The 26838-nt window shown below is 54.8% G+C and carries 25 protein-coding genes; 13 read left to right on the forward strand and 12 right to left on the reverse strand.

Going from position 1 to position 26838, the window contains the following annotated elements; all coding sequences use genetic code 11:
* Window positions 1-30 precede the first annotated feature (30 nt).
* Window positions 31-1269 (reverse strand): EAL and HDOD domain-containing protein, encoded by a 1239-nt coding sequence (locus ABIE61_RS00820; RefSeq protein WP_354405998.1) that lies wholly within the window; start codon window positions 1267-1269, stop codon window positions 31-33.
* 244 nt (window positions 1270-1513) lie between these two features.
* Here ABIE61_RS00820 and ABIE61_RS00825 point away from each other — a divergent pair, with 244 nt between their 5' ends.
* Window positions 1514-2407, forward strand: a complete 894-nt coding sequence (locus tag ABIE61_RS00825; RefSeq protein WP_354406000.1) for a GGDEF domain-containing protein — start codon at window positions 1514-1516, stop codon at window positions 2405-2407.
* Between the two features lie 18 nt (window positions 2408-2425).
* Here the strand turns inward: ABIE61_RS00825 and hisC are convergent, their stop codons facing one another.
* Both hisC and ABIE61_RS00835 read right to left on the reverse strand, forming a co-directional pair.
* Window positions 2426-3487 (reverse strand): histidinol-phosphate transaminase, encoded by a 1062-nt coding sequence (hisC, locus tag ABIE61_RS00830; RefSeq protein ID WP_354406001.1) that lies wholly within the window; start codon window positions 3485-3487, stop codon window positions 2426-2428.
* Window positions 3488-3579: 92 nt separating this feature from the next.
* Complete coding sequence (locus ABIE61_RS00835; protein ID WP_091823820.1) at window positions 3580-4107, reverse strand: MarR family winged helix-turn-helix transcriptional regulator; 528 nt, start codon at window positions 4105-4107, stop codon at window positions 3580-3582.
* Between the two features lie 270 nt (window positions 4108-4377).
* On the opposite strand from ABIE61_RS00835, the gene ectA reads away from it, so the two are divergent.
* The 5 genes from ectA (at window position 4378) to ABIE61_RS00860 (ending at window position 9134) form a co-directional block, all read left to right on the forward strand.
* Window positions 4378-4890 (forward strand): diaminobutyrate acetyltransferase, encoded by a 513-nt coding sequence (ectA, locus tag ABIE61_RS00840; RefSeq protein ID WP_206834439.1) that lies wholly within the window; start codon window positions 4378-4380, stop codon window positions 4888-4890.
* Window positions 4891-4903: 13 nt separating this feature from the next.
* Window positions 4904-6178 carry a diaminobutyrate--2-oxoglutarate transaminase gene (ectB, locus tag ABIE61_RS00845; protein ID WP_091823316.1) on the forward strand — a complete coding sequence of 425 codons (1275 nt, stop codon included), beginning with the start codon at window positions 4904-4906 and terminating at the stop codon, window positions 6176-6178.
* A gap of 81 nt (window positions 6179-6259) precedes the next feature.
* Entirely contained in the window at window positions 6260-6658 is a 399-nt protein-coding gene (locus ABIE61_RS00850) for an ectoine synthase (protein WP_091823313.1), read from the forward strand.
* 95 nt (window positions 6659-6753) lie between these two features.
* Window positions 6754-8184 (forward strand): aspartate kinase, encoded by a 1431-nt coding sequence (locus ABIE61_RS00855; RefSeq protein WP_091823310.1) that lies wholly within the window; start codon window positions 6754-6756, stop codon window positions 8182-8184.
* On the forward strand, window positions 8172-9134 hold the full coding sequence (locus ABIE61_RS00860) for a TPR end-of-group domain-containing protein (protein WP_091823306.1): 963 nt from the start codon (window positions 8172-8174) through the stop codon (window positions 9132-9134). Before ABIE61_RS00855 ends, ABIE61_RS00860 begins: the two co-directional genes overlap by 13 nt.
* Window positions 9135-9158: 24 nt before the next feature.
* Here the strand turns inward: ABIE61_RS00860 and ABIE61_RS00865 are convergent, their stop codons facing one another.
* Entirely contained in the window at window positions 9159-9365 is a 207-nt protein-coding gene (locus ABIE61_RS00865; RefSeq protein ID WP_091823303.1) for a PA3496 family putative envelope integrity protein, read from the reverse strand.
* 254 nt (window positions 9366-9619) lie between these two features.
* A complete protein-coding gene (locus ABIE61_RS00870) occupies window positions 9620-11350 on the reverse strand; it encodes a PHA/PHB synthase family protein (RefSeq protein ID WP_206834437.1) in 1731 nt (576 codons plus the stop codon).
* Window positions 11351-11567: 217 nt separating this feature from the next.
* Here ABIE61_RS00870 and ABIE61_RS00875 point away from each other — a divergent pair, with 217 nt between their 5' ends.
* The 3 genes from ABIE61_RS00875 (at window position 11568) to ABIE61_RS00885 (ending at window position 15376) form a co-directional block, all read left to right on the forward strand.
* Entirely contained in the window at window positions 11568-14303 is a 2736-nt protein-coding gene (locus ABIE61_RS00875) for a bifunctional acetate--CoA ligase family protein/GNAT family N-acetyltransferase (RefSeq protein WP_354406005.1), read from the forward strand.
* Window positions 14304-14369: 66 nt separating this feature from the next.
* Entirely contained in the window at window positions 14370-15071 is a 702-nt protein-coding gene (locus ABIE61_RS00880; RefSeq protein ID WP_354406007.1) for an AzlC family ABC transporter permease, read from the forward strand.
* Window positions 15047-15376 (forward strand): branched-chain amino acid transporter permease, encoded by a 330-nt coding sequence (locus tag ABIE61_RS00885; RefSeq protein WP_091823294.1) that lies wholly within the window; start codon window positions 15047-15049, stop codon window positions 15374-15376. The genes ABIE61_RS00880 and ABIE61_RS00885 overlap by 25 nt, the downstream gene beginning before the upstream one ends.
* A gap of 6 nt (window positions 15377-15382) precedes the next feature.
* Here the strand turns inward: ABIE61_RS00885 and ABIE61_RS00890 are convergent, their stop codons facing one another.
* Window positions 15383-15670, reverse strand: coding sequence for an ArsR/SmtB family transcription factor (locus ABIE61_RS00890; RefSeq protein ID WP_242530195.1), 288 nt, complete (start codon window positions 15668-15670; stop codon window positions 15383-15385).
* 393 nt (window positions 15671-16063) lie between these two features.
* Between ABIE61_RS00890 and ABIE61_RS00895 the strand changes: the two genes are divergently transcribed.
* The gene (locus ABIE61_RS00895; protein WP_206834434.1) at window positions 16064-17467 is read left to right on the forward strand and encodes a xanthine/uracil/vitamin C permease; all 1404 of its coding nucleotides are present in this window, start codon (window positions 16064-16066) and stop codon (window positions 17465-17467) included.
* A 38-nt stretch (window positions 17468-17505) separates the two neighbouring features.
* Here the strand turns inward: ABIE61_RS00895 and ABIE61_RS00900 are convergent, their stop codons facing one another.
* Both ABIE61_RS00900 and ABIE61_RS00905 read right to left on the reverse strand, forming a co-directional pair.
* The gene (locus ABIE61_RS00900) at window positions 17506-18789 is read right to left on the reverse strand and encodes a GGDEF domain-containing protein (protein ID WP_354406008.1); all 1284 of its coding nucleotides are present in this window, start codon (window positions 18787-18789) and stop codon (window positions 17506-17508) included.
* A gap of 103 nt (window positions 18790-18892) precedes the next feature.
* A complete protein-coding gene (locus ABIE61_RS00905) occupies window positions 18893-19306 on the reverse strand; it encodes a YgaP family membrane protein (RefSeq protein WP_354406010.1) in 414 nt (137 codons plus the stop codon).
* Between the two features lie 147 nt (window positions 19307-19453).
* Between ABIE61_RS00905 and ABIE61_RS00910 the strand changes: the two genes are divergently transcribed.
* Complete coding sequence (locus tag ABIE61_RS00910) at window positions 19454-20392, forward strand: universal stress protein (protein ID WP_354406012.1); 939 nt, start codon at window positions 19454-19456, stop codon at window positions 20390-20392.
* Between the two features lie 9 nt (window positions 20393-20401).
* Here ABIE61_RS00910 and xthA read toward each other — a convergent pair whose 3' ends face one another.
* Window positions 20402-21217 carry an exodeoxyribonuclease III gene (gene xthA / locus ABIE61_RS00915; protein WP_206834431.1) on the reverse strand — a complete coding sequence of 272 codons (816 nt, stop codon included), beginning with the start codon at window positions 21215-21217 and terminating at the stop codon, window positions 20402-20404.
* 177 nt (window positions 21218-21394) lie between these two features.
* Between xthA and gor the strand changes: the two genes are divergently transcribed.
* Window positions 21395-22750, forward strand: coding sequence for a glutathione-disulfide reductase (gene gor, locus ABIE61_RS00920; RefSeq protein ID WP_354406014.1), 1356 nt, complete (start codon window positions 21395-21397; stop codon window positions 22748-22750).
* A gap of 81 nt (window positions 22751-22831) precedes the next feature.
* On the opposite strand, the gene ABIE61_RS00925 is transcribed toward gor, so the two are convergent.
* On the reverse strand, window positions 22832-24001 hold the full coding sequence (locus tag ABIE61_RS00925; RefSeq protein WP_354406015.1) for a cation diffusion facilitator family transporter: 1170 nt from the start codon (window positions 23999-24001) through the stop codon (window positions 22832-22834).
* 345 nt (window positions 24002-24346) lie between these two features.
* On the opposite strand from ABIE61_RS00925, the gene ABIE61_RS00930 reads away from it, so the two are divergent.
* A complete protein-coding gene (locus ABIE61_RS00930) occupies window positions 24347-25225 on the forward strand; it encodes a bile acid:sodium symporter family protein (RefSeq protein WP_354406016.1) in 879 nt (292 codons plus the stop codon).
* 3 nt (window positions 25226-25228) lie between these two features.
* Here ABIE61_RS00930 and queE read toward each other — a convergent pair whose 3' ends face one another.
* Both queE and ABIE61_RS00940 read right to left on the reverse strand, forming a co-directional pair.
* The gene (gene queE, locus ABIE61_RS00935) at window positions 25229-25861 is read right to left on the reverse strand and encodes a 7-carboxy-7-deazaguanine synthase (protein ID WP_354406017.1); all 633 of its coding nucleotides are present in this window, start codon (window positions 25859-25861) and stop codon (window positions 25229-25231) included.
* Window positions 25848-26762 carry a recombination-associated protein RdgC gene (locus ABIE61_RS00940; RefSeq protein ID WP_354406019.1) on the reverse strand — a complete coding sequence of 305 codons (915 nt, stop codon included), beginning with the start codon at window positions 26760-26762 and terminating at the stop codon, window positions 25848-25850. The genes queE and ABIE61_RS00940 overlap by 14 nt, the downstream gene beginning before the upstream one ends.
* Window positions 26763-26838: the final 76 nt, after the last annotated feature.

The following is a 26838-nucleotide window of genomic DNA, read 5'->3' on the forward strand; positions in this document are numbered from 1 at the left end:
TCAAGTTGAGCATGCGGGCAGATGACTGTATCAGCCTTGTGTGCTCATCAACTGCATTGACTCGTGGGTCCATTCCAGGCTGCTGACGTAGCATGCCTGCATCGCTTTCATTCGAACCAGGTCCTTGTTCTCCCACTTGCCCTGCATGAATTGCTGCACTTGGTATAGAAGATTGCCAAGGGGTGAGTCATCACCTCTGAGTGCATCCTTGATAGTGTCGCTGACATCGACCTGAGACAGGATGTCCTCTCGGCTGATGCTGAGCAGAGCGTCAAGGTGTACGAGAAGCCCGGCCATGAAGGCCTGCTCAGCGTCCACATCGGCTGTGGGAGTGGCAACCAGTTCCGACATGCGCGCCAGCAGCAGAATCTGTCGTGTAAGCTCTGATGGCTTGCCGTAGTTGTCGGCGAGTGCAATCAGCGAAACCCACTTCTTAAGCTGGCTCATGCCAAGGTAGATCAACGCTTCCTGCAGGCTGCTGACTTCGCGCCTGAGGCCGAAGGCGGAAGAGTTAACCAGTCGCAGCAGTTTGTAGGTCAGGGCCGGGTCTCGCTCGATCAGCTGTTTCAGTGTTTCGACCTGTACGTCAGGGTCATTCAGCGCACTGAGTAACTGCATCAGAATCAGTTTGTTGCCTTGTGGGCTGTGGCCTTTCAGCAGTTCGGGCTTGCTGAAAAAGTAGCCCTGGAACAGGTTGAAGCCCAGTTCTCGACAAAAGGCGTACTCCTCGTGTGTCTCGACCTTTTCAGCCAAAAGGCTGACCTTGAAGCGCTTCAGCAGCGCTACCTGCTCCTTCAGCTGTGACGCATCCATGGCGCGAATGTCAACCTTAACGATGTCCGCGATTTCAAGCAGGGGGTCGAAGCTTTCATCGTATATGAAATCATCCAGCGCGATGCGGTAGCCTGCTTCCGCGTGTCGCTTGGCAGCTTGTATCAGTTTGGGGGTGACGACACTGTCCTCGAGAATCTCGATTACCATCTCTTGTGGAGGTACAGGCGGCAGACTGTCGGCTTCCAGCATCTGCTGGGTGAAATTGACGAAAGCGGGCAGAATGCGCAGGCTGCCGGCCTCACAGATGCTGGTGTAGGAGTGCAGGATGACGCGGCTGCTCGCCTGATCACCACTTATTCTCGCCTGATCACCGCTAATCAGTGGCAGAGGGTTAATCCCATCTTCGCTGCGATAAAGCAGCTCATAGGCCACAACCTTCATATCTAGATTGAATATGGGTTGGCGGGCCATCAGGATTTTCGCGCTGTCAGTCATGTGCAGCCTCTATCTGTCGCCTTTGGGGGTCGTTAACCCTTATTAGTGATGCCTTCAGGCAACAGTTAACATTGTCATGCAGGTTGCACGCAAGCTCAAGTGTTCACTTCGTTTGAGTGCTGTTCTGGATCATGTGTTAATGCAGGGATTGCATACTGACCCCGTATCGGGGGTATTATCGGTCTGAGAGGTAATCAGCCCGCCGCCCGGGTGAGACATTAAACCGCATGTCTGGAGAGATGAAATGACAACGGATGCAACCGAGGCTCGTTACACGGCATTGCTACAGGTCTGTCAAGACCCGCTGCTGATTCTGGATGGCGAACGGATTGTGGACGCCGTGCCGGGTAGTGCCGGCTGGCTAAAGCCTGACCAGATGAAAGGCAAGGTGCTGTCGGACTTTCTGGCTGAGGATTTGTTGATTCAGGTCCGTTCGCTGATTGAGCGAGCCCGCCTGGAAAGTGCTCCTGTTCAGCATGAGTACCAGCTGAGGCCTGAGCATCTGCCGGAGCTGAGGGCGCTGGGGCTGCACGAAGCACTCTGGTATCGTGGCAGCTGGATGGTAACCGCTGCCGGTGAAATAGTCTGGAGTGCCCGTGATATCACGGCGCAGAAAAAGCTTGAACGTAAGCTGTCGCACCAGGCTCAGCGTGATCCGCTGACCGGTGCCTATAACAGGCGTGCGCTGGTACCGGTGCTTGAAGTGTCGGTAGCTCAGGCGCTGCGATATGACGGTGCAAGCAGCTTGTTATTGATTGATATTGATGGCTTCGGCAATATCAACGAGCAGCACGGTTGGGATGCCGGTGATCAGGTTTTACAGCATACGGTTTCCGAATTGCACCGGCTCAAGCGGACATCGGACTTTGTCGCCCGCTACAGTGATGATCAGCTGGTGATGGTGCTGCCTGAAACCAATCACGAACAGGCGATGTTGGCAGGTGAGCGCATGCGCTCTGCGGTAGAAGCGCTTGAAATTCCCTATCCTACGGGCAATCTGAGCTGGACGGTCAGTGTGGGTGTGGCGTCTGCACTCAATCTGGAGGATGATGCGGTGAGTGTGTTGCGTCGGGCTCGTGAGCACCTGTTGATTGCCCAGCACAGTGGAGCCAACCGCGTTGAGGGTGAGGCGCTCTGAGCAGAGCGCCTTGTTGACCTAAAGTGACGGATGGTTGCGCAGGCAGTCGATCAAGGCCTGCATCTGTGTTTCTGTACCGATAGTAATACGCAGGTGGTTGTCGATACCCGGTTTGGTGAAATGCCGCACCAGAATCCGATTGTCTCTCAAGTACTGCATCAGCTCGGCCCCGGCCACTTTCGGGTGGCTGGCAAACACGAAGTTGGTGTGGGATGGCAGCACATCAAATCCCAAAGCTGTCAGCTGTGTCGTAGTCCAGTCCCGGGTTGCGATAATCTGTTGGCAGCACTGGTTGAAGTACGTTTGATCCTCTAGTGCTGCAATGGCACTTTGTTGTGCCAGCATATCCAGCGGGTAGGAATTGAAGCTGTTCTTGACCCGCTCCAGCCCATCTATCAATTCTGCCTGACCATAGGCAAATCCGACCCGCATTCCCGCCAGTGAGTGTGACTTGGAGAATGTCTGGGTAACCAGCAGGTTAGGAAACTCACTCACCAGCGCGGTAGCGCTTTCAGCACCGAAGTCCACGTAGGCTTCATCCACAATGACAACAGATTCCGTATTGCGCTCAAGCAGGCGGCGAATCTCGTTCAAGGGGACGGAAATGCCGGTTGGGGCGTTGGGGTTGGCAAAAATGATGCCGCCATTAGGGCCCTGATAGTCATCGAGGTTGATACTGAAGTCGGCATGCAGAGGTATGTGGCGTGCCTCAATGCCAAACAGGTCGATGTAAACGTTATAGAAGCTGTAACTGGTTTGCGGCAGCAGCAATGGCTGGTTCTGGCGCAAGAAGGCCATAAAGGCCAGTGCCAGCACTTCATCAGAGCCATTGCCAACAAAAACCTGCTCTGGCTGCAGCCCCTGGTCGGTAGCAAGTGCCTGTTTGAGTGCCTGACAGTCCGGGTCCGGATAGAGGCGCAGTCGCTCGGCATCAAAGGTAGCAATCACCTGCTGTACGCCGGGTGCCGGGGGGTAGGGGTTTTCATTGGTGTTGAGCTTGATCAGGCCATCAACCTTGGGTTGCTCCCCGGGTGTATAGGGGACCAGTGACTGGATGGCCGGGCTCCAGAATTTACTCATGCTCGGACTGCCCTGCAGCAATTGAATTTAAGGCTGCATGATAACAGAGCCGGCAGGTGGGAAGAAATGACGCGCCTGAATGTGGGTACAGTTCAGTTCTTCAGCGGGCTCTGTTCATCACGCAGGTAGTCGGGGACACCGTTCTCGGTAGATCGGTCCAGCGCGCCGATATCGAGCATCGGAGCCGCATCAATGTGGTGTGCACCCAGTATGTGGGATACGCGCTCCAGAGAGGCAACGATCATCGATTGCTCCCAGTCGTGCATATCTTCGAACTCACGGATAAAGGTGTCTTGCAAGGTGGCTGGGGCTGACTTGAGCAGTTCGAGACCAGCTTCAGTAGGGCAGGCCAGAACCTTGCGCTTGTCGGTGTGGCTGCGCTCGCGGCGGACCAGCTCCTTGCGTTCAAGCCGGTCAAGAATGCTGGTGACAGTTGCCTGTGCCAGATTCATTTCCTTGGCCAGCATACCAATTGTCAACGGGCCGTTGATGCGCAGCGTTTGCATGACCATCAGTTGTGGCATGGTGAGCCCGGTCAGGCGGCTCAAATGTTTGTCATGCAGGTCGGTGGCACGAATAATCTGGCGCAACAGCACCAGTGCGTCCTGACTCTTTTCCATAGCGCTCAGCAGATCTCCGGAAGCAGGTGTGAACTGATCGCGCTTTTTAGCCTGATTCGTAAAGTATTGCAAAATAAGTTTGTCACTCCTTGTTAAGTATTTTGTAATGCAAAGCAATGTAAGATTTCAGGTTTTACCATGCATGTGGCGCTGAGATGCGCTCAAATGGGCTATTGTATGTAGAGCATTACGATGACTTGTAAGCTTGCAATGCCATTCTAGATGTGTTTTATAATAAAAACCATAGCAATGCGAAATAAATCAAATACTATGGAATCTGACATTATTACTTTGCGTAAACCCAAGGCCACTGATGGCTATGCCCTACATAAGCTGGTGGAGCGTTGTGCTCCGCTTGATCCCAACTCTGTCTACTGCAATCTGCTTCAGTGCAGCGACTTCGCTGACACGGCAGTAGCGGCGGAAGACGAAAACGGTGAACTGGTCGGTTTCATTTCCGGCTATCGTCCGCCGAATCGTCCAGACACTCTTTTTGTCTGGCAGGTGGCAGTCGACTCACGTTGCCGCGGCAAAAAGCTTGGCCAGAAAATGCTGTTTGAGCTGGCTGAACGCTTGGCACCTGAAGGTGTTCGTTTTATCGAGACCACCATCACGCCCGGCAACGTCGCCTCGGAAACTCTTTTTGCTCGCGTGTTTGCGGCCTTGTCAGCGCCGGTAGAGCGCTCGGTCCTGTTCTCACGTGATGAGCACTTTGAAGGCAAGCACGATGATGAAGTGCTGTACCGTGCTGGCCCTTTCAAGCTCACTCCCCCGAATGCATAACCAGGAGAAATCGATGAATATTTTCCAGAAAACTGAATCTGAAGTTCGTACATATAGCCGCTCTTTCCCGGTGACGTTCACCAAAGCGAAAGGTGCTGTACTGACCACTGATGAGGGCAAGGACTATGTCGATTTCCTCGCCGGCGCCGGAACACTGAACTACGGCCACAACAACGATGTACTCAAGCAGGCACTGGTTGACTACATCATGGCAGATGGCGTGACTCATGGTTTGGATATGCAGACTGAAGCCAAGGCCGAGTTCCTGAATACGTTCCGCGACCTGATCCTTGAGCCGCGTGGCATGGGTGACTTCAAAGTCATGTTCACGGGGCCGACGGGAACCAACTCGGTAGAGGCCGCGTTGAAGCTGGCGCGCAAGGTTAAGGGGCGCAGCAACATCATCTCCTTCACCAACGGCTTTCATGGTGTGACCGGTGGAGCGTTGGCTGCTACCGGTAATCAGCATCATCGTGGTGGCATGGGAACCTCAATGCCGGACGTTACCCGCATGCCGTTTGACGGCTATCTGGGTGAAGGTGTTGATACCACAGAATATCTGGAGCAGGTGCTGAGCGATCCGAGCAGTGGTGTTGATCACCCTGCTGCGGTCATCGTGGAAACCATCCAGGGTGAGGGCGGCCTGAACGCAGCCTCATTTGAATGGCTGCGTAACCTTGAAAAGGTATGCCGCCGCCATGACATGCTGTTGATTGTCGATGACATTCAGTCCGGCTGTGGTCGTTCAGGGCGCTTCTTTAGCTTCGAAGAGGTCGGCATTAAACCTGACATCATCACTCTGTCCAAGTCCCTCAGTGGCTATGGTCTGCCGTTTGCAGTAACCATCTTCCGTCCTGAGTTGGATATCTGGAGCCCGGGTGAGCATAACGGCACTTTCCGTGGTAACAACCACGCGTTCGTAACCGCTGCCACAGCATTTAAGACGTTCTGGAGCGATGACAGCTTCCAGAAAGAAGTGCAGCGCAAGGCGAAGAAGCTGCGTGAAGGTCTGCAGGCTATTATTCGCAAGCACGGCAACAAAACCCTGGAGCTGAAGGGTCGTGGTCTGATGAGCGGTATCGAGTGCCCGGATGGTGATCTGGCCGGTGCGGTGATCAAGGGTGCCTTTGAACAGGGGTTGGTAATTGAGACCAGTGGTGCGCATGACCAAGTGGTGAAATGCCTGGTGCCGCTTGTAATCACTGATGAGCAGATCGATTTTGGTATGAAAGTGCTGGATAAGGCATTTGCAGCAGCCATGGAAAAACGTGAGCGTAAGGCTTCCTGAACCTCGGGCCTCTGCCCTGGAAGTTCACGAGCGCCTGCGGGCGCTCCGCACACTGCATAAATTCAACGGAGAACAGATTCAATGATCGTAAGAACCCTGCAGGAATGTGAAAATTCGGAACGTCGTGTCGTATCCGAGAACTGGGAAAGCACCCGTATGCAGTTGAAAAATGACAACTGTGGCTACTCTTTCCATATCACCACCATCTATGCAGGTACCGAGACCCACATCTGGTACCAGAACCATTTCGAGTCCGTATACTGCATCAGCGGTGAAGGCGAAATCGAGACTTTGGCTGACGGCAAGATTTATCAAATCCGCCCGGGTACACTGTACATTCTGGACAAGCATGACGAGCATCTGCTGCGTGCCAGCTCCGAACTCAAGCTGGCATGTGTATTCAATCCGCCGCTGAGCGGCAAGGAAGTACATGACGAGAACGGCGTTTACCCGATCGATGCAGACCCGATCGAAGCCTGATCTGCCCCGGATATCCTTCGCCTGAGGGATATCCGGTCGTACCAGAGCGCAACCGTTCAACGGCAAATCCATGAGAGAAGCCAACAGGATATAACATGCATACTGTAGAGAAGATCGGCGGCACCTCAATGAGTCGCTTCAGCGAACTGATGGACACTATTCTGATTGGTGACCGCAGCGGAGAGGAATTGTACAACCGCATCTTCGTTGTTTCCGCCTATGGCGGTATCACCAATCTGCTCCTTGAACACAAGAAAACCGGTGAGCCCGGTGCCTATGCCCGCTTTGCCAACGCCGAAAACGAAAGTGCCTGGCGTGAAGCGCTGGCCGAAGTAAAGGCACGTATGGTCGAGATCAACCGGGAGCTGTTTGGTGATACCGACGAGCGCACACAAGCGGATGCCTTCATTACCCAGCGTATTGGGGATGTCGAGGCGATTATGTCCAACCTGGAGGAGCTCTGTTCCTACGGTCATTTCCAGCTCGATGACCACCTGATGAAGGTGCGCGAAATGCTGGCCGCCATTGGTGAGTCTCACAGCGCACACAACAGCGTGCTTGCGCTGCGCAAGGCTGGCGTCAATGCACGGTTTGTTGACCTTTCAGGCTGGGATCAGGAAGAGCCGCTGGCGTTTGATGACATGATCGAACAGAGCTTTGCTGACATTGATGTCAGTCGCGAAATGCCGATTGTCACCGGCTATACCCACTGCAAGGAAGGGCTGATGCGTACCTTCGACCGTGGTTACAGCGAGATGACCTTCAGCAAGATCGCGACCAAGACCGGCGCAGTCGAGGCGGTAATCCACAAGGAGTTCCACCTCAGTACAGCCGATCCGGGTATTGTCGGGCTGGACAATGTTGTCACGATTGGTCGAACCAACTATGACGTGGCCGATCAGCTGTCCAACCTGGGTATGGAGGCGATCCACCCCAAGGCAGCCAAGGGCCTGCGTCAACAGGAGATTGAACTGCGCATCAAAAACGCGTTCGAGCCTGATCATGCTGGTACTGTTATCAGCACGGATTACTGCAGTGCCAAACCCTGCGTTGAGATTATTGCTGGCCGTTCCAATGTATTCGGTATTGAAATTTTCGATCAGGATATGTTGGGCGAGGCGCGCTACGACATTGAGTTGTCGCGCCTGCTGCATGAGCTCAAGCTCTATGTTGTCAACCGTGATTCCGACGCCAACAGTATCACCTATTTTGTGGCGGGTAACCGCAAGATGGTCAACCGTGCTGTGCGCTTGATCAGCGAAAAATACGTGAGTGCCGAGGTGGCGATGCACAAGGTTGCAATTGTCTCGGCCATCGGCTCGGATCTGAAAGTGCCTGGTATTCTGGCTAAAACGGTTTCCGCATTGGCGGCTGCCGGAATCAGTGTACAGGCGCTGCATCAGTCCATGCGTCAGGTTGAGATGCAGTGTATCGTGAACCAGGAAGATTATGAGCCTGCGGTACGTGCGTTGCATCACGCCTTGATCGAACAGGAGGATCACGGGGACGTTATATGCGCCGCCTGAGTGCGCTGCTGATGGCTGGATTGCTGCTGGCGTTGCCATCGGCAAAGGCCCAGTCTCCTTCGTCTGACACCACTGCCGCCTCCGAGGCGGCAGTGGTCGTTTCCGAGTCTGATCAGTTGCGTTCGGAGCAGCGTCAGGAGTTGCGTCAACACGTTCAGCAACTGCAGGAGCCGCTCTACAATCCGTTTATCGAACGCTACATGATCGATGAAATCAAGGCGCTGCGCTCCGACATGGAGCGGCAACGGGTCGAAATGATTCGGGAGATTACCGACCGTGAGCTGAAGGTGGCCAACACCTCGATCTCTTATGCCACCGACACGGTAACCTATTTTTTCTATCTGATTGCAGCTGCATCATCGATCCTGTTGATTGTGGGCTGGAGCTCAATCCGTGAGATTCGTGAACGGGTACAGAGCATTGCGGATGAAAAAGTGGGCAAACTGGTGCAGGAGTATGAGGAGCGGCTTGATCGAGTCGAGAAGGAACTGCTGCGCAAATCCCGCATCATTCAGGAAAACCAGCATGAGCTGGAGATTACCAATGAAGTTCAGACCCTATGGGTCAAGGCGACTCAGGAAACGTCCTGGGAGCAGAAAATACGGTTGTATGATCGTATTCTTGAGCTGCGCCCGGATAATCCGGAAGCGCTAACCTATAAGGCCGATGCGGCGCTCGAACTGAACCAGCATCAGTGGGCGATCTCACTGTGTAACCGTGCCTTGACGGTAGATCCTGACAGTGGTCATGCCTACTTTCAGCTGGCCTGTGCCTATGCTGACCTGGGGGCCAGCCGCATAGCACTGGATTATCTGAAACAGGCTGTACAGATTTCGGATGAGTATCGGGAGCAGGGCCGTCAGGAGCAGCGTCTGCTGTCACTGTCGCAGGAGCCTGATTTCGTGTCAGTACTTACGCAACAGCAGGAAGGAAGCAGCAAAGAGGACTAGACTCTTTGCTGCGTAATTCAAGGATTAATGCAGGTAGAGATCCTGGTCGTCGAAGATGTCGCCAATTTGGCGCATCAGACGACGCTCTTCCATTAGGTCTTCGATCTGGCGGCGGCGCTTGCCGTTATAGCGTACACGGCTGCGGCCGATCTCTTCCTCTTCGGTAAACTGCTCGTTCCAGTCGTCCAGATCGTCATCTGCAACTTGATCGACACGGATTTTGGTGCCCATCGACATGATCTCATTTATCAGGTTTAACAGGTGCGGCAGGGCCGCGTCATGGGTGTGGGAGCGATTTCGGACCGGTTTTTAAGGTTGCCGCCGAGGCCGCGTCATGACTGGGTTTGAGCCCCGTCTCCACTTCCGCGAATATAGTTCAGTGGCCGGTCGGCTTCAAAATAAAAAATTGCTATCGCCTGGATTAAAAAAGACGAGGATGCGCTATCAGGAGAGGAGAAGGGCTGCCGGTTGGCAGCCCTTGGGGATTACTTTTCGAAAACGTAGGTGCCGGGTGCCACTGTCAGTGGTGGATATTCCTTTGATCCCATGGTCGGGGGGGCAACTTTGCTGCCGGAGTGCTTGTCCAGCCATTCGCACCAGGGCACCCACCAGGAGCCGTCCTGGCTCTCATGACGAACCAGCCAGTCATCAGCCGGAATATGTTTGTCTTCTGCAGTCTGAACACCCACCTGATAGCTGCGTCTCGGGTGGCCGGGCTCGCTGACGATACCGGCATTGTGGCCGCCACTGGTGAGTACAAATGTCACTTCAGTGTTCATCAGGTCATGGATCTTGTAGACAGATCGCCACGGTGCCACATGGTCGGTCTGGGTTGCGACGCAGAAAACGGGAACGCGAATGTCTCGCAGCGAGATGGCACGATCACCCACACGGAAACGCCCGCTGGCAAGGTCGTTTTTCAGGAACAGGCGCTGCAGATACTCAGAGTGCATTTTGTAAGGCATGCGGGTGGAGTCGGCGTTCCAGGCCATCAGGTCGTTCATGTGTGGCGGTTCACCCAGTAGATATTCGCTGACTATTCGCGACCAGATAAGGTCATGGGAACGCAGCAGCGTGAAGGCACCGGCCATCTGCTGTGTATCCAGATAGCCGCGGTCCCACATCAGGTCTTCCATATAGCTGAGCTGACTTTCATCGATAAACAGCATTAGCTCGCCGGCTTCAGTAAAGTCGGTCTGTGCCGTAAACAGACTGAGTGATTTCAGGCGATCATCGTTGTCTCGTGCCATGGCCGAGGCGGCAATGGTGGCAAGCGTGCCTCCAAGGCAATAGCCGACAAGGTGTACCTTCTGCTCAGGTACCACCGAGTTGATCACTTTCAGTGCGTCCATCACACCACGGCGCAGGTAATCACCCATGCCCATGTCACGGTCTTGGGCGGTGGGGTTGTGCCAGGAGATCATGAAGACTGTGTGGCCCTTGTCGACCAGGTACTTGACCATGGAATTGTGCTCGGACAGGTCAAGAATGTAGTACTTCATGATCCAGGCGGGTGTAATCAGAACCGGCTCGGCGGCAACCTTGTCGGTTGTGGGCGAGTACTGAATCAGCTCAATCAGGCGGTTACGGAACACCACCTTGCCGGGTGTTACCGCCAGGTTCTTGCCGGGCATGAATTCGGGGTCGATATCATCCGTTTCACTCAACAGGTTATGCTGGATATCCTCCAGCATGTTCTGCAGTCCCTGTACCAGATTCTGGCCGCCGGTATTAACAGTTTTCTCTACCACCAGCGGGTTTGTCATTGGGTAATTGGTCGGCGAGAACAGGTCAAGCCACTGGCGCGCGGCAAACGACACCATATTCTCATGGTGGGGAGCAACGCCGGGAATTCCGGTTGTCGCATAGTGCCACCACTGTTCCTGCAGCAGAAAACCCTGTGACATCACATTGTAGGGAAAGCGTTTCCAGGCCTCGTCACGAAAGCGACGGTCTCCCGGCAGTGGCTTGATGAAAGGGGGTGCGTTGGCATCAAGACTGGCGCGGCCGGCCCAGAGAGAAAATGCACTGAGCTTGCGCACCATATTCTCACGCATCTCGTTCATTTTGCCTGGTGAATGGCTGGTATGGATCAGCCAGTCCATGTAGGCCAGGGTCAGAGAGGCGGGCGACATGCCGTTGGTGTAACGTCCCTCGATGGCATGGATGACACGGTCTATGCTGTTCTTAATGTCCGGTAGTGGCATGCGGGTCATTCGAATCTCCTTTCTTGTCCGGTGGGGGCCCGGAACCTTAGTGTTAAGAGTAACAGTCAGTATAGGGGCGGTGTATGACTATTTTTTAACCCAAAGTCGAATTGCCAATAACCTCACTTTTCGACTTTTGCTGCAGGTGCGAAAAATATAGAATAGCTTATATTACGTTATGCTTGAATGCACACCGGCGCAGCCGGCGATCAGGGGATCAAAGCGAGTGTCGACCAAATACCTCAAACGCTTCTTCAAACCCGAATCCATTGCCATTTTCGGTGCTTCCGAGCGCGAGGACAGCATGGGCGGAATCGTGCTGCGTAACCTGCTGGACAGTGGTTATGCGGGTAAGCTGATGGCGGTCAATGCTCAAGGGTATGAGCAGGTTAACGGTGTTCATTGCTATCGATCGCTGTCAGACCTGCCTGAAATGCCGGATCTGGCCATTATTTGTTCACCGCCTGAAAGCGTGGCGGGTATCATTCGCAAACTTGGCGCCAATATGGTCAAGGCAGCCATGATTCTGACCGGAGGGCTGAGCAACTCGGACAGTGATCATTCCCGTTCACTGCGCGAAGAGGTCCGCGAGGCCGCGCGCCCTTATGGCATTCGCATTCTGGGCCCAGACTGCATGGGTTTGCTGGTACCGGGATCAAAGCTCAATGCGAGCTACGCGCATGTGAACATAAGCAAGGGCAAGGTGGCCTATGTTGGTCAGTCAGGGCTGCTGGGCACGGCCATGATTGACTGGGCCAGTGGGCAGGAGATCGGTTTCTCCCACTTTCTTACACTGGGTGAGGGTGTTGACGTCGATCTGCCGGCCATTATCGACTATCTGGCAAAAGATCCCGCCACCCATGCCATTCTGCTGCAGATGGATCGTATTATCGGTTCTGCGCGCGACTTTGTCTCAGCGGTACGGGCTGCGTCCCGCAACAAGCTGGTGCTGGTACTCAAATCCAATATCATTCAGGACGGTCGTATGTCGGTGGAATTGGCCCCCGGCGTTGATGATGAAGACCGTGTATATGATGCGGCCCTGCGCCGAGCCGGCGCCGTGCGGGTTGAAACCTCGGACCAGCTGTTTAATGCACTGGAAACCCTGTCACGAATGAAACCGATGCGCGGTGAGCGCCTCGCCATTGTCTGTAACGGTATGGGCCCCAACGCATTGGCCAATGATCGACTGCTGCGCAAGCAGGGCAAGCTGAGTGAAATTACCGAAGAGACTCGGACCGCACTTGAGGCCATTTTGCCGGCCGAGTGGAATGGGCGTAACCCGGTTGATCTCAACGCCGATGCGACCCCGGAACGTTTTGCCGAAGCCATTCGTTTGTTGACCAAGGACCCTAACGTTGATGCAGTACTGACCATTCATGCACCGACACGCATGGCTGCCAGCGTTGCGACAGCCGATGAGGTGATCAAGGTGGCACGCAAGACGCCGCGCAATGTGCTGACCTGCTGGATGGGCCGCTTTTCGGCCATCGAGGCACGCAACCACTGCAACGCAGCTGGTATTCCCACCTTTATGACCCCGGAAGAGTCGGTGGACGCCTTTATGCAGATGGTTGATTACCACCGTAATCAGGCCGCCATGCGCCAGACGCCGGCGCCATACCATTTGCATAACCTGCCAAATCGAAAGCGGGCGCGGCAGATGCTGCAGGATGCGCATGCAGAGGGGCGGGACTATCTGACCCACTCTGAAGCCAGTGATCTGTTGGATCTGTACGAAATCCCGACACCCAACACCGGCTATGCCGATGATATCGCCGGGGTCGTGGAGCTGGCACGGCAGATGGGCGGTTCGGTAGCCGTCAAGGCGCTGCACCAGGACAATCTGTACCCCTTCTTTTACGACAGTAGCGCCTACCAGCGCTGGCGTGATCTGGCGCTGGATCTGTATTCCATCAGCGAAGTGCGCCATGCAACCACCAAGCTGGCCTACAGAGTGAGTGAACGGTACCAGCCAGAGCAGACCCACGGCTTCGTGGTACAACAGATGAAACGTGGCTTTCAATCCCTCCAGATCAATGTGGGTGTGACCCGTGATCCCGTATTTGGCCCACTGATTCTGTTCGGTGTGGGTGGCTATGCGATTGATGTACTGGCCGATCGCAATATCATGCTGCCGCCGCTGAACTTCGCATTGGCGCGTCAGCTGGTCAAGCGCTCGCGGGTGTACAACATCATCAGCGAAAACAGTTATCAGGTTGAGCGTGATGTTGATCATCTGTGTGAGCTACTGATACGACTGTCGGAGATGGTGGTTGATCTGCCTGAACTGAAATGTCTGGAGATCAATCCGCTGCTGCTGAACAAGCGTGGGCTGCTGGCCGTCGATTGCGCCGTATCGCTGGGTGAGGCCGCGAGGCTGTCGATATCTCCGTACCCGGAACATCTCAGCGAGAATGTCTCTCTGCGTCGCTCTGGACGCAAGGCGATTCTGCGCGCCATTCGTGGTGAGGACGAGCCGGCTCACCTGGAGTTTTTCAACTCGCTTAGCCCGGAGTCGATCCGGCTGCGTTATTTTTACAGTCGAGGTGTGCCCAGCCATGCGGAGCTGGCCAACTGGACCCAGATCGACTACGACCGTGAAATGGCTTTCATTGTGTCGGCACCGAAACTCAGTGGTGCAGGATTTGAAACCCTGGGGGTAGTGCGAGCCGTGACCGATGCCGATAATATACGCAGCGAGTTTTCCATCGTGATCCGGGACGACATGCAGGGCGAAGGGCTTGGGGTAATGCTGATGCAGAAAACCATCGATTACTGCACCAGTCGTGGCACTTTGCAGCTGGTGGGGTCCACCATGCCCAGCAATAAAGGTATGCAGGGGTTAGCTCGCAAGCTTGGCTTCAAGATCAGCTACAACATGGAAGAGGATGTGGTTGATATGAAAATGATGCTGAACGAGCCCACTGAAGACTGGCAGATCTACCGCCTGCAGCACTGATCTCCTTGACCGACCAATCCAGCCGACAGGACGCTCCCGAGTGGGCGTCCGGTATTGTTACGTATTATGAGCACAGCAACCGAACCCGATCAATCCGCTTTCCGTCTTTCGTTGCCGGTACTGTTTGGCTATATACCGCTGGGGATGGCCTTTGGCGTCCTGTTTTCCGAGCTGGGGTATCACTGGCTGTATGCAGCCCTGATGGGGCTGGTGATCTATGCCGGGGCTGGCCAGTTCATGGCAGTGGGCCTGCTGGCCAATCAGGCAGGTCTGCTTGAAGTGTTCGTGGCTACACTGTTGCTGAATGCCCGTCACATGGTATATGGCCTGTCACTCTTGAGTAACCTCACACTGCAGGGCTCGCGCCGTTGGTATCTGATCTACGCCCTGACCGACGAAACCTATTCGCTGCTGACCATGCTGCAGGCCGGCTGTGATCGAATGCGTGCTCGGCTTCAGTTCAGGTTGGCACTGCTGAATCACCTCTACTGGGTGATCGGTTGTACCCTGGGGGCCTGGCTGGGTGGGCAAATCAGCTTTTCAACGGCGGGTATCGAGTTCACGCTGCCTGCACTGTTCCTGGTGCTGACATTGGAACAATATCGAGTGGTACGCCGACCGGGTGTGTTTGTTCTGGCACTGGTAATCGGCCTGCTGGCGCTTTTGATCAGTGCCGACAACATGCTGATGTTATCCATAGGAATGGCCGTTTCATTGTTGATCATGGCCAGAGGAGGAGAGGCGTGGAGCCGACTGCGTATCTTCTGAGTGTCATAGCCGTGGCTGCTCTGGCCACCTTTCTGACACGAGCACTGCCTTTTGTGCTGCTTTATCGTTGGGCTGACCACCCGCTGTTGAAGCACCTTGGGCGCTATTTGCCACCTGTGCTGATGGTTTTGCTGCTGTTGTACGCATTGAGGGATGCGTTGATGACGGGGCAATATCTATTGCCCTCGCTGTTGTCGCTGGGGCTTGTGACTGCGCTGCACTGGCTGCTGCGCAATCCGCTGATCAGCATTTTGTCCGGTACCGGTCTTTATATGTTGTTGATCCAGACAATGCCCACTGGCTGACATATATCAGGGCTGATGGGGGCAAAACAGGTCGTGCAGGGTGCGTATAATGGTGATCGCGGTGTTACCGTTGAGCGAGTAAAAAATGGTTTGGGACTCGCGTCGGGTACGTACCAATCCATCCCGGCGCAGCACGGCCAGATGTTGCGACAGGGCTGACTGGCTCAGATCAAGGCAGCGATTGAGCTCAGATACGGACAACTCCTTGCCGTCGAGGTGACACAGAATCAGCAGGCGACTGTCGTTGCCCAGCACGCGCATCAGTTTCGCGGCAGATGCTGCATTCTGCTTCATCATCTCGATGCTGTCAGGGCTTAACTGTGGGGCAGGTTCGGCAGGGCGGTGGTCCGTGTGAGTCACGTCACAATACTCCAATCTTGTTATTTGTTGGCAATTCTAGCCTATCACTACAGTTAATCCAATTTAACTAATATACCTAGAACGAATATTAGTCTTCTCTTATGTCATAACGTGCCGACACTTCAGACCCCCGCGCCCGTGTATGTGACGCTGATTTAGGGTAAACCCTTATACTTTGGTGCAGCTCGCGACTAAAGTCGATTGTTGACATCTCGACTTGCTTTGCCTTCGCCTATAACGTTCCGCCTGCTTGTTGTCAGGGGGTTGGGGAGCCCCCTGTTTTCCTTAAATAGAAATAAAACACTGGTCAATGCCAGAGGAGCACTTATGGAACTCTATCAGCGAAAGCATGGGGAGGAGCATCCGTATTGGAAGTTCGGCCCTTTCAAAATTCGTCTGCCATTCATTCACCATCGCTGGGAATGGCCAGAAACCATCCAGGCCTTGATCATGTTCGTGGTTGGCATGGCGATGATACCGCTGCTGGAGCAGTATCTGGGTCTACCTTACGATGTGGCACTGGCGTTTGTGGTGATCTGCGGTTTTGGCTTTATGCTGCCAACCGTGTTGGGAGTTCCGATGGTGCCGGGATGGATAACACCCGCGATTCCGGTGGTGGTGCTGTTTCTTGGCAATTTTGAGCCCGGCCCCGAAGCAATACGTGCACTGATCGGGCTGCAGCTGGTCGTCACCCTGATCTTCTTTGTTCTCGGCATTACGCGGCTGGGCAGCAAGCTTGTCGACATGTTTCCGGATTCGATCAAGGGTGGCATTCTGATGGGAGCGGGTATTGCCGCCATATCCGGTGAAATTGTGGCGGGTGGCCGACTTGAGCAAACGCCGGTTTCACTGATCATCGGTGGTGCCGTGACCGGGTACGTTCTGTTTTCACTGTCATTTCGTGACTGGACGGAAAAACACCGCTGGGCAAGGGTAATCGCCGGCTATGGTATGGTCCCGGGTGCGTTGGTGGCGATGGCCATCGGTTGGGCCGTAGGCGAATATCCAATTCCTGAGGTCCAGTTTGGCCTGTCTGCACCTGCGTTTGACAAGGTGCTGGACTACACCGTATTCGGTGTTGGCCTGCCATCCCTTGAGATGGTCTGGATGGCAATTCCGACCGCTGTGATCGCCTATATTATCGCGTTCGGCGATATCATCGTGGGTAAAAGCCTGCTCAACCGTGTGGACCACCTGCGCCCTGATGAAAAAATTGAAGTCAATGTTGACCGGGTGCACCTTGTTACCGCCATGCGTAACCTGATGCATTCGCTGCTGGCCCCCTATCCGGGTCTGGCTGGCCCCTTGTTCACTGGTGCGATGGCGACCATTGCGGAGCGCTATCGTTACGGTCGCAAGGCGATGGATACCATCTACAGCGGGGCCAGCATCTTCTGGATTGTCGGGTTTATTGCACTGTTCATGCTGCCACTGGTGACCCTGTTCAAGCCTGTGCTGCCGATTGCCCTGTCCCTGACGTTGCTGATCACCGGCTATCTCTGTATCAGTGTGGGCGTTGAACAGATCGATAACGCCACCTCCATGGGTGTTGCCGGCACCATGGGGGTTGTGCTGTCAGTCTACGGTGCAGCCTATGGGCTGGCTGTGGGTATCATTCTTTACCTGCTGCTGGAGCGCCGCTCGAAAAAGGCATTGCAGGAACACGCTGGCGAGATGCCGGAAGAACCGATACACATTGAAGAAATAGCCGAGGATTACGGTAACCGTTGAAACAGGGGCTGTCGGTGCAGGGATGCACCACAGCCGACTCAGGCTCTGGCAAAGTCGGTGCGGCTCTTGCGACGCTTAGCAGCCGGCTTGTTGTTGCCCGCCTGAGTGCAGTTCCGGCCCCGTTCCTTAGCCAAATAGAGAGCCTGATCGGCACGCTTTATGACTTCCCGCGGTGTTTCACCAGCTTTGTTTTGACATACACCGATACTGATCGTCACCTTTACGATGCTGGTATCAGAGGAGTTGCTGCCTCGCTGATTGCGACCACTCTGATCATCCTCCGGCCGGTTCTGATCACGTATCTTCATCGGGTAGTCGGCAACACGCTGGCGTACCTGCTCAAGTGCATCAAAGGCTTCCTGCTCCGAGCGGCGCTTGAACACAATTGTGAATTCCTCACCACCATAGCGAAACAGCCTGCCGCCACCGCGCACCAGATTCAACTGTGATGCAACCATCCGTAATACCTGGTCTCCGATGTCATGCCCATAGCGGTCATTGAATTTCTTGAAATGATCGATATCCAACATGGCAATCGAATAGTGTCGGCCTGGCCCAATGAGATAATGTTCAAGTGCGCGGCGACCGGGAATGCCGGTGAGTGTATCAATAAAGGCCATACCGTAGCCGTGATGAATCAAAGCGCCAATCAGTAACAGTTGTGCTAGCAGATGATAGCCGCTGTTGAGCAAAGGTTGTCCCGGCTGGCTAAGGCTGATCAGGAATGCGAACGACAGTGCAGCAGTTGCCAGCGTATCTACAGGCTGTCGCCGCAATCGCAGAAGGCAGATGGGCAGCAACAGGAGCAGGTTCCACCAGAAGGCAGCTGTTGGAAGAGCCAGTCCCGGAGCAATAAAGTTGAGTAATGCCAGTGGCAGATGCGGCAGCAACTGTGTCAGCAGTTGGGGAGACTCAAGCCAGATAAGTCCCGGGACAAGATAGATGACAATCAAACAGCCGCAGCGAAGCATGCCGCTGCGAGACAGCAGGCCTCGTTCAGGCAGAAGCAGTAATACAACCTGGCCCAAAGGCCAGAACAGACTCAGCAAAACCAGCAGCACATAACTGGCCGGATTGTCGGGGCCGGCATCGGCCGTGGCGTGCAGCAGGGTGGCGGCACAGGCAAAGTGCAGTGACAGCAGGAGAATTCGGCCATGCTTGAAGCCGATAGCCAACAGCATCACCATCAGCGCCAAAAGCCAGGGTAGGGTATTCAACAGCAGCTGGTGACCGGGCGTAAGCAGGTGGAGCTGATCACGCAGCAAAAACGGAACCGGCAGCAACAGCAACGGCAGCAAACGCAACGCCAGTTTCAGAATCACGTGAACACCCACTCCATTATCCGGGCAAGAGTCGCAAGTTTAACACGCCCGGAGAGAATGAGCCTGCCGATTGTGCTGTTGAGCACAGTCGGCAGGTGTGGTGTCAGGCGCGATGAGTCGGTTTGAATCCGATCATGCGAGCGATAAGAATGGCAGGGCACCAGCCGGTAAAGGCTGACTGAATCAAGCTAAGCCCAATAATCAGCGGCAGGATCAAAAGGGTTGGGCCGACCATGCCCAATACTACGGGCAAGCTTGTGGCGAGAATCAGAGTGCCGGCAATAATATGAACGCCCTGGTTGACGCTCATGCCCTTGGAGTCACACACCTCTTCCTTCAGGCCCAGCAAGCGAAACACCGTGATGGCGGGGCACCAGCGAGTAAAGGCAGACTGCAGCAGGTTGAAACCGACAAAGGCAGTCAGCCAGAGCCAGAGGGCAGAGTGGTATTGGCTAAGTGCCAGGCTTATCAGCACAACGGTACCGGCCATCAGGCGCAGGGCAGCATTCAATGTCATCGAACATCTCCTTTGATTAGCGTTTTCTGAATTATATATAATTAATGTCTAATATTAATAGTCAAAAGTCGACTGAATATCCAATGCTGTCGTTTCCATGCTCCTTCAGTCGGGCTATGCTGGGAAAAATTCTGACAGGAGACCGGCATGAGTGAGTTCAGGCGTTTATTGGTGAATCTTGCTGAAGATGAGCACCGGGGCGAGCTGCTGCAGAAGATGCGGCGTCTGCTGACGCCCGACAGTCAGGTTGAACTGTTTTCCTGTGTCTATTCGGCGGGATTGGACAGCAATCATCTGTTCGACGCTGATGGGCGCCAGCATGCGATTCAGTCCGTCTTGAGAAAGGTGGAAAAAGGTCTGCAGTCCCATATGGACAAGCTGGTACAGCAGGAGATTGAGGCCGGGGCGGATGTCTACTGGGATCGGGATCGCGCTGAAGGCGTGGTACGCAAGGCGCTGCGCTACCAGCCCGAGCTGGTGCTGCATGCGTTGGAGCCTCATCCCAGGGTGCTGAGCCAGTTGCTGGCTGCGTCTGACTGGCGTTTGCTGCGCCAGTGCCCGACACCACTGCTGTTAAGCAAGACACGTCAATGGCCTGAGCGTCCTCGCATTGCAGCCGCCATCGACCCTTTTCATCTTGATGATGTAGCTGCTGAGCTGGATCAGAAGCTGTTGAGCCATGCAACACGGTTGGCGGCACAGCTGGGGGGAGAACTGCATGTGATTCACGTATTCAATACGCTGCCACACTCGGCCATTTTCGATGAGCACCTGGTTGTGGATTACGAGCAGCTGCAGAAAAAAGTGGCAATAGAGCACCGGCAGCGGATCGGTGAAATTATTGCGCCACTGCAACTGGAGGTCGGAGACCCCTGTGTTCACCTTAGGGAAGGTGAGTTTCATCAGGTATTGCCGAAGCTGATCGATGAACAGTCAATCGATGTGCTGGTGATGGGGTCTTTGGCGCGCGGTTTTATCGATCGACTGCTGCTGGGAAGTTCTGCTGAGCGTCTGTTGGATCAGGTCAGCTGTGACCTGATGATCGTCAAACCGGACAGCTTTCACTGCCCGGTGACAGAGTTCTAGACAGCAGGGCTAAATCTCGAAGCTGGCCCATACAGGGGCATGGTCGGACGGTTTTTCCATGCCTCGTATCTCGTAATCGATACCGGCATCTCGACAGCGCTCCAGCAATACGGGCGTGGCCATAATCGCGTCAATGCGCAGGCCGCGACGAGGATCGTCGTCAAAACCACGGCTGCGGTAATCGAACCAGCTGAACAGGTTGTCCTCCTCCGGGTGCAGTATGCGGAAGCTGTCACCCAGGCCCCACTGCTTAAGCTGGTCAAGCCACTCGCGCTCAACCGGCTGGAAGCTGGTTTTGCCGGTTTTCAGCCAGCGTTTGCGGTTGACTTCACCGATACCAATATCCTTGTCTTCCGCCGAAATATTAAGATCACCCATCACCACCAGCGGCTGCTCGGGGTTGCAGCTGGACTGCAGATAAGCCAGCAGATCAGCATAGAAACGACGCTTGGCCGGGAATTTTGTCTCGTGGGCAATGTTCTCGCCCTGGGGGAAGTAGCCGTTAAGAACCTTGATGGGCTTGCCGCTGGCCGAGTTGAACTCGGCCATGATCATGCGGCGCTGGGCATCAGGCTCATCCCCCGGAAAACCGTATTCAACATTAATCGCAGGCTCACGAGAAATCAGGCACACGCCGTAATGTCCCTTTTGACCGTGATAGACAACGTGATATCCCATCGCCTCGATCTGCTCTCGCGGGAACTGGTCATCGGCTACCTTGGTTTCCTGAATGCCGATCACATCCGGCTGATGCTTTTCGATCAATCGCTCAAGCTGGTGCATGCGTGCGCGAATACCGTTGGTATTGAAAGAGATCAGTTTCATGCTCTGTCCTGAAGGAAGCTGCGGGTCAGGTGAATCATATTATCAGAAACGGCCAGCCAGGTGGGTGCGATGCAATAGTTTTTGGCTATTACTGCGGGGCGGCAGTTCTATTGGGCTATCGTGTTACAGCCCGATACAATGTCTCTAATGAACGAGTGGATTGTTAAGGAGAGCACAGTGGCAGAATTCGATTATGACCTGTTTGTGATTGGCGCCGGGTCTGGCGGTGTACGTGCTGGCCGGATGGCTGCCGGCATGGGAGTTCGGGTAGCTGTAGCCGAAGATCGCTATCTTGGTGGTACCTGCGTTAACGTGGGCTGCGTGCCGAAAAAACTCTATGTCTATGCGTCACATTATGCTGAGTCCTTGCATGAAGCCGAGGGCTACGGCTTGAAGGCGGAGTCTGTCCAATTTGACTGGGCGACTTTGCGAGACAACAAAAAGCAGGAGATTGCCCGTCTTAACGGGATCTACACCAATCTGCTCAAAAATGCCGGCTGTGACTTAATGGATGGCCGCGCCAGCATCACTGGGGCTAATGAAGTCAGTGTCAACGGCAAGGCTTATACTGCAGAGCGGATTCTGGTGGCTACCGGAGGCTGGCCCTTTGTGCCGGACCTGTCAGGCAAGGAACATGTCATCAGCTCCAACGAAGTGTTTGATCTGGAGCGGTTCCCCGAGGATGTGATCGTCGTTGGCGGAGGCTACATTGCGGTCGAGTTTGCCGGCATATTTGCGGGCCTGGGTGCGCGTACTGAGCTGATCTATCGCGGTGAGCTGTTTCTGCGCGGGTTTGATCAGGAAGTGCGAGAATTTACAGCCCAGGAAGTGGCGAAGAAGGGGGTAAACCTCAGTTTCAATACCAATATCGAGTCGATTGAGCGGTTGGCCAGCGGCCGCTTGAGTGCCCGCCTGACGGATGGGCGTATCCTGGAAGCCGATCAGATACTGTACGCCACTGGTCGTGTACCCAATACCGATGGGCTTGGGCTTGAAGCACTGGGCGTTGCACAGGCAAAAAACGGAGCCGTAATCGTCAACGATCAGTTTCAGACCTCGGTGCCGTCGATCTATGCCATCGGTGATGTGATTGACCGGGTGCAGCTGACCCCTGTGGCGTTGGCCGAAGGCATGGCGCTGGTGCGAAGCCTCTATGCCAAGGGTTCACCCAAGGTGGATTATGACCTGATCCCCACGGCCGTATTCTGTCAGCCCAATATCGGAACGGTTGGTCTGAGTGAAGAGCAGGCGCGTGAGCAGTACAGCAATATTCAGGTGTTCCGCTCCGAGTTTCGTGCGCTCAAGCACACGTTAAGCGGCAGTGACGAGCGCACCTTGATGAAAATGATTGTGGATGCTGACACCGATCGCGTGCTTGGCGTACACATGGTGGGCGCAGAAGCCGGTGAGATCATTCAGGGTATCGGTGTGGCACTCAAGGCAGGCGCAACCAAGGCGGTATTTGACAGCACCATTGGCATCCACCCGACGGCAGCGGAAGAGTTTGTCACCATGCGTGAGCCGGTCAGGTGATCCAGGCTTAAGCAGCAAAAGAGGCCGGGCATCAGTCCCGGCCTTTTTCGTTCTGCTCAGCCAGAGAGGAGTCGCTGCTGTCTATCGTGGCGGCAGCCAAAGATGCAGTGTACGAAACCAGTTCAACCCGGTCAGTTGCTCACGCAGACGCTCCTGCAACTCTCGCGCCGTTAGGCCTGTGTGCAGCATAAGCTGGTGGAACTGCTCAGAAGCCTTGATGTCCAGGTCGATATACTCAGGGTGGTAGTACAGGATCAGCTCGTAGTCGGGATTTTCACCCAGAATACGGCTGATGATAGCGTCCAGATGTTGGCTGACTTCAGGCCGTGTTGGCATGACAGGGCAAAATACCTCGTCATGGAATTCTTCATCATCGTAGGTATCGATATGGAAAATGATATGGCTGATATCATCGAAGCGGCTCTGCAGCTGACACACCACGTTGTCGCCGATGAAGTGCCCTTCCGCCGCACTGAGGTGAGGAGCAACCTGAAGGTGCATTTCCAACAGGCTTTGGCTACCCATGCGACGACTTTTGAAGCTGTGCACATTGATTACGCCGTCAACACTCAGCACCTGCTCGCGCAGTTTGGTAACCTTTTCTTCCGGCAGAGCCGTGTCGACCAGTTCGGTAATGCTTTTGGCGACCAGGTCCCAGCCAATCTTGCCGACCATTAGCGCAACCAGTACTGCTGCAAGGGCGTCCAGCCACCAGATGCCGGCCATGGCGCCCGCAACAGCCAGCAGTACGACGATGGATGAGAAGGCATCAGTACGACTGTGCCAGGCATTGGCAATGATCAGGTCAGAGTCCAGCTTCTTGCCTACCTTGAACGTGTACTGGAAAATCCATTCCTTGCTGACAATGGAAAGTGCTGCAACGATCAGTGCCGGCCAGCTGGGCAGAATTGTTGGTTGCTCGCTGAACAGAAGCTGCAGACTGTCATAGGCCATCACGCCACCGACACCTACCAGAATCACGCCGAGCGCAACCGTGCCGACGGTTTCAAAACGCGCATGGCCCCAGGGGTGGTTTTCGTCAGGTGCCTGGTGAGACAGACGCAACACGATGACCACCATGAAGTCGGTGACCAGGTCCGACAATGAGTGGATACCGTCCGCAACCAGCGCCGTGGAGTTGGCGATGACCCCAATCAGGATTTTAAGGATGCCGAGTACGGTGTCCAGAACAGCACCAATGATGGTGACTTTTTCGGCTGCCTTGCGGCGTATGTCCAGTTGCTCTTGCATCAATCCGAAGCTCTCTCATCCGACAGCGGGGGATGATACCTGCAACACTCGGCCAGAACCAGCGCAAAGGCCTTAAAAATAACACTTGCGTTATGTAACATATTGATAATAAATGAATAAATACAGTTGATCAAAAAATAATCAATCTGTAGAAGAGCAAGAGAATATGCCTGCTGAAGCCGTTTGGTAATCAAATTTTCACAGTGTTATCCACAGCAGATGTGGGTATACCCGGCCAGCCCAGAGGTAGTGGGGGATGGCGGTAAAATCTGTGTGAGCGATTGTCCCTCGAGGCGAGAGTAACCTAAGATGTTGCTTTGAATTTTGACCTTCACGGGAGCGAAAATGCAAACCTCAGTCATGACCCAATGGTTTTTGCCGCTGGCGCTGTTTGTCATCATGCTGGGGGTTGGCATGACGCTCAGGGTTGACGACTTCCGGCGTGTGCTCAAGGCACCCCGCGCTGTGCTGGTGGGGTTGCTGGGACAGCTGCTGTTACTGCCTTGCCTGGGGCTGATGTTGGTAACGGCGCTAGAGTTGCCGCCATTGTTGGCCGTTGGCTTGATGGTACTGACCTTTGCACCGGGTGGCGCTACCTCCAACATGCTAACTCTGTTATCGCGGGGCGACACGGCTTTGTCGGTGTCGCTAACCGCCATTTCAAGCCTGATTACGCCTTTTTCGCTGCCGTTGTTGACGTTGATGGCTCTGAGTCATTGGCAGGGAGACGCTGTACTGCCCGATTTTCCTGTGTTGGAGTCGGTGATGAAGTTGGTACTGGTGACATTGTTGCCGGTGTTACTGGGCATGCTTGTCAGTGGCCGCAGTCCTGGCTTCAGTCATCGGGTTAAAGGACCTGTAAAGATACTGTCGTTGGCGTTTATGGTTGTGGTCGTTACAGGAATTGTGGCGGCTAACTGGGGACGCTTGCCGGCTCTGGTCGCCATTGTAGGGCCTGCAGCTTTGCTGTTGGCACTTTTGGCAATGGGCAGTGGCTACTTGCTGGCTCGCCTGATGCGGTTACAGGCATCGCAGCAGGTGACCCTGAGCATTGAGATGGGAATTCAAAATGCGGGGACGGCTTTGCTTGTGACGGGCGGTTTGCTGCAGAGTGCTGAAATGTCTGCCAGTGCGCTGATCTACGGGGTGTTGATGCAATTGCCGGCCTTGCTGCTGGTGGGTTGGCGCAACCGTGATCTGGTGCTGGTGCGCCAGCGCATTTAATGATTAGTCGATACCGGTGATCTTGTGCGTCTGCAGACCCAGTTTCCACTGTGGATGCATCATGCAGTAGTCGATGCAGCGGCGGATATTGGTACTTTGCAGAGGGCCATCCATTGGCTGCAGATAAAAATGGTCAAAGTGCATCTCAGTGAACCGTTCGGGTTGAGCCAGTGGCTGTGGGTAGACCAGTTTCAGCTCGTTACCGCTGTGTACAACCAGTTCGCTGCCGGCCTTGGGGCTGACGCAGATCCAGTCGATACCTTCGGGCAGAGGGCAGGTACCGTTGGTTTCGATGGCAATCTCAAAGCCCTCGCCGTGCAGAGCGTCAATCAGATCTGAATCAAGCTGCAGGGCGGGCTCTCCACCAGTGCAGACAACGTAGGGCTTGCCGTCTGGGGCGTCTGGCCAGAACGAGCGAACCCGCTGTGCAAGCTCGGCCGCGCTGGCAAACTTGCCACCATTTTGTCCATCGACGCCGACAAAGTCCGTGTCGCAGAAGTCACAAATCGCTTTTGATCGATCCTGTTCCCGACCGGACCAGAGGTTGCAGCCGGCAAAACGGCAGAATACCGCAGCCCGTCCTGCTTGAGCGCCTTCTCCCTGCAGCGTATAAAAGATCTCCTTAACGCTGTACATGCTCGCCCCCAAACGCCGCGATCAGCTCAGGCAGCAGGCGGGCATACTCCAGCCCCATGCGAGCCAGTTCGGTATCACGGGCCGCGAGTGCCTCTTCAGGCGTGTCGGCTTCGAGCTGATCACGGTACTCATCGCACAGGCGCAGGCGGTGCAGGCTCAGGTCTTCATGCAGGACCAGCCGGATCTGCTGCTGCCATTCCAGTGCCAACCGCTTGACCAGCATGCCGGTACTGATATGTGCTGCAATCTCGTCACACAGCAGTTCCTGGCCCTTGACGCTGATTTTGCTGCCCTCGGTCATCGGGTCACGCAATTCACATTCATCTTCCAGTGCCCAGCCCTGTGGCATGGTTTCACCCTGTACCCAGGCTGTCATGACCTTATCGGCCTGCACTTGAGTTTGCACCAGCTGTACCTTGAGTGATCCCAGCGCCTGGCGCAGCTGATTCAGCAGATCTTCTGCACGCTTGTGCGAGGAGGCATCCACCAGCAGCCAGCCCTGCTGTGGCATCAGCAGGGCGTATGTACGGCGACGACGGGTAAAGCTGCGTGGTAGCAGGTCCAGAATGACTTCATCCTTGAGTTGCAGCTTCTCTTTGCGGTAGACCTTACGACTTTGCTCGGCTTCAATCAGGGCAACACGCTCATCCAATGCCTCGCGTACAACGCTGCCGGGCAGAATGCGCTCTTCCTGCAGCAGGTTGATCAGCATGAAGCCGTTGCTGCTGAATACCAGCATCTCGTCAGCTTCGCTCACTGGTGCGCTCCAGCCGCTGCGACTCAGTTCCTGACTGCTACAGGGGGTAAATGGATGTTCTGACAGGGCTTCGCTCAGGTGTTCAGGGGTAAACCCCGGGGTGGGTTCAAAGCGATAGACAATGGCATTACGGAACCAGAGCATGGACTCTCCAGAGGTGCAAAAGGGGTGAAGTATAACAGTGTGCACCGGGCAGGCGTACCCGGTGCATCAGATGGGA

This window comes from Marinobacterium sp. MBR-111 (assembly GCF_040547585.1).
Lineage (GTDB): Bacteria > Pseudomonadota > Gammaproteobacteria > Pseudomonadales > Balneatricaceae > Marinobacterium > Marinobacterium iners.

What these genes read in the sequence shown, in the direction of transcription:
- ABIE61_RS00820 (WP_354405998.1), bottom strand. Translation starts at nt 1,269, where the DNA reads ATGACTGACAGCGCGAAAATCCTGATGGCCCGCCAACCCATATTCAAT.
- ABIE61_RS00825 (WP_354406000.1), top strand. Translation starts at nt 1,514, where the DNA reads ATGACAACGGATGCAACCGAGGCTCGTTACACGGCATTGCTACAGGTC.
- hisC (WP_354406001.1), bottom strand. Translation starts at nt 3,487, where the DNA reads ATGAGTAAATTCTGGAGCCCGGCCATCCAGTCACTGGTCCCCTATACA.
- ABIE61_RS00835 (WP_091823820.1), bottom strand. Translation starts at nt 4,107, where the DNA reads ATGGAAAAGAGTCAGGACGCACTGGTGCTGTTGCGCCAGATTATTCGT.
- ectA (WP_206834439.1), top strand. Translation starts at nt 4,378, where the DNA reads ATGGAATCTGACATTATTACTTTGCGTAAACCCAAGGCCACTGATGGC.
- ectB (WP_091823316.1), top strand. Translation starts at nt 4,904, where the DNA reads ATGAATATTTTCCAGAAAACTGAATCTGAAGTTCGTACATATAGCCGC.
- ABIE61_RS00850 (WP_091823313.1), top strand. Translation starts at nt 6,260, where the DNA reads ATGATCGTAAGAACCCTGCAGGAATGTGAAAATTCGGAACGTCGTGTC.
- ABIE61_RS00855 (WP_091823310.1), top strand. Translation starts at nt 6,754, where the DNA reads ATGCATACTGTAGAGAAGATCGGCGGCACCTCAATGAGTCGCTTCAGC.
- ABIE61_RS00860 (WP_091823306.1), top strand. Translation starts at nt 8,172, where the DNA reads ATGCGCCGCCTGAGTGCGCTGCTGATGGCTGGATTGCTGCTGGCGTTG.
- ABIE61_RS00865 (WP_091823303.1), bottom strand. Translation starts at nt 9,365, where the DNA reads ATGGGCACCAAAATCCGTGTCGATCAAGTTGCAGATGACGATCTGGAC.
- ABIE61_RS00870 (WP_206834437.1), bottom strand. Translation starts at nt 11,350, where the DNA reads ATGACCCGCATGCCACTACCGGACATTAAGAACAGCATAGACCGTGTC.
- ABIE61_RS00880 (WP_354406007.1), top strand. Translation starts at nt 14,370, where the DNA reads ATGAGCACAGCAACCGAACCCGATCAATCCGCTTTCCGTCTTTCGTTG.
- ABIE61_RS00890 (WP_242530195.1), bottom strand. Translation starts at nt 15,670, where the DNA reads ATGAAGCAGAATGCAGCATCTGCCGCGAAACTGATGCGCGTGCTGGGC.
- ABIE61_RS00895 (WP_206834434.1), top strand. Translation starts at nt 16,064, where the DNA reads ATGGAACTCTATCAGCGAAAGCATGGGGAGGAGCATCCGTATTGGAAG.
- ABIE61_RS00905 (WP_354406010.1), bottom strand. Translation starts at nt 19,306, where the DNA reads ATGACATTGAATGCTGCCCTGCGCCTGATGGCCGGTACCGTTGTGCTG.
- ABIE61_RS00910 (WP_354406012.1), top strand. Translation starts at nt 19,454, where the DNA reads ATGAGTGAGTTCAGGCGTTTATTGGTGAATCTTGCTGAAGATGAGCAC.
- xthA (WP_206834431.1), bottom strand. Translation starts at nt 21,217, where the DNA reads ATGAAACTGATCTCTTTCAATACCAACGGTATTCGCGCACGCATGCAC.
- ABIE61_RS00925 (WP_354406015.1), bottom strand. Translation starts at nt 24,001, where the DNA reads ATGCAAGAGCAACTGGACATACGCCGCAAGGCAGCCGAAAAAGTCACC.
- ABIE61_RS00930 (WP_354406016.1), top strand. Translation starts at nt 24,347, where the DNA reads ATGCAAACCTCAGTCATGACCCAATGGTTTTTGCCGCTGGCGCTGTTT.
- queE (WP_354406017.1), bottom strand. Translation starts at nt 25,861, where the DNA reads ATGTACAGCGTTAAGGAGATCTTTTATACGCTGCAGGGAGAAGGCGCT.
- ABIE61_RS00940 (WP_354406019.1), bottom strand. Translation starts at nt 26,762, where the DNA reads ATGCTCTGGTTCCGTAATGCCATTGTCTATCGCTTTGAACCCACCCCG.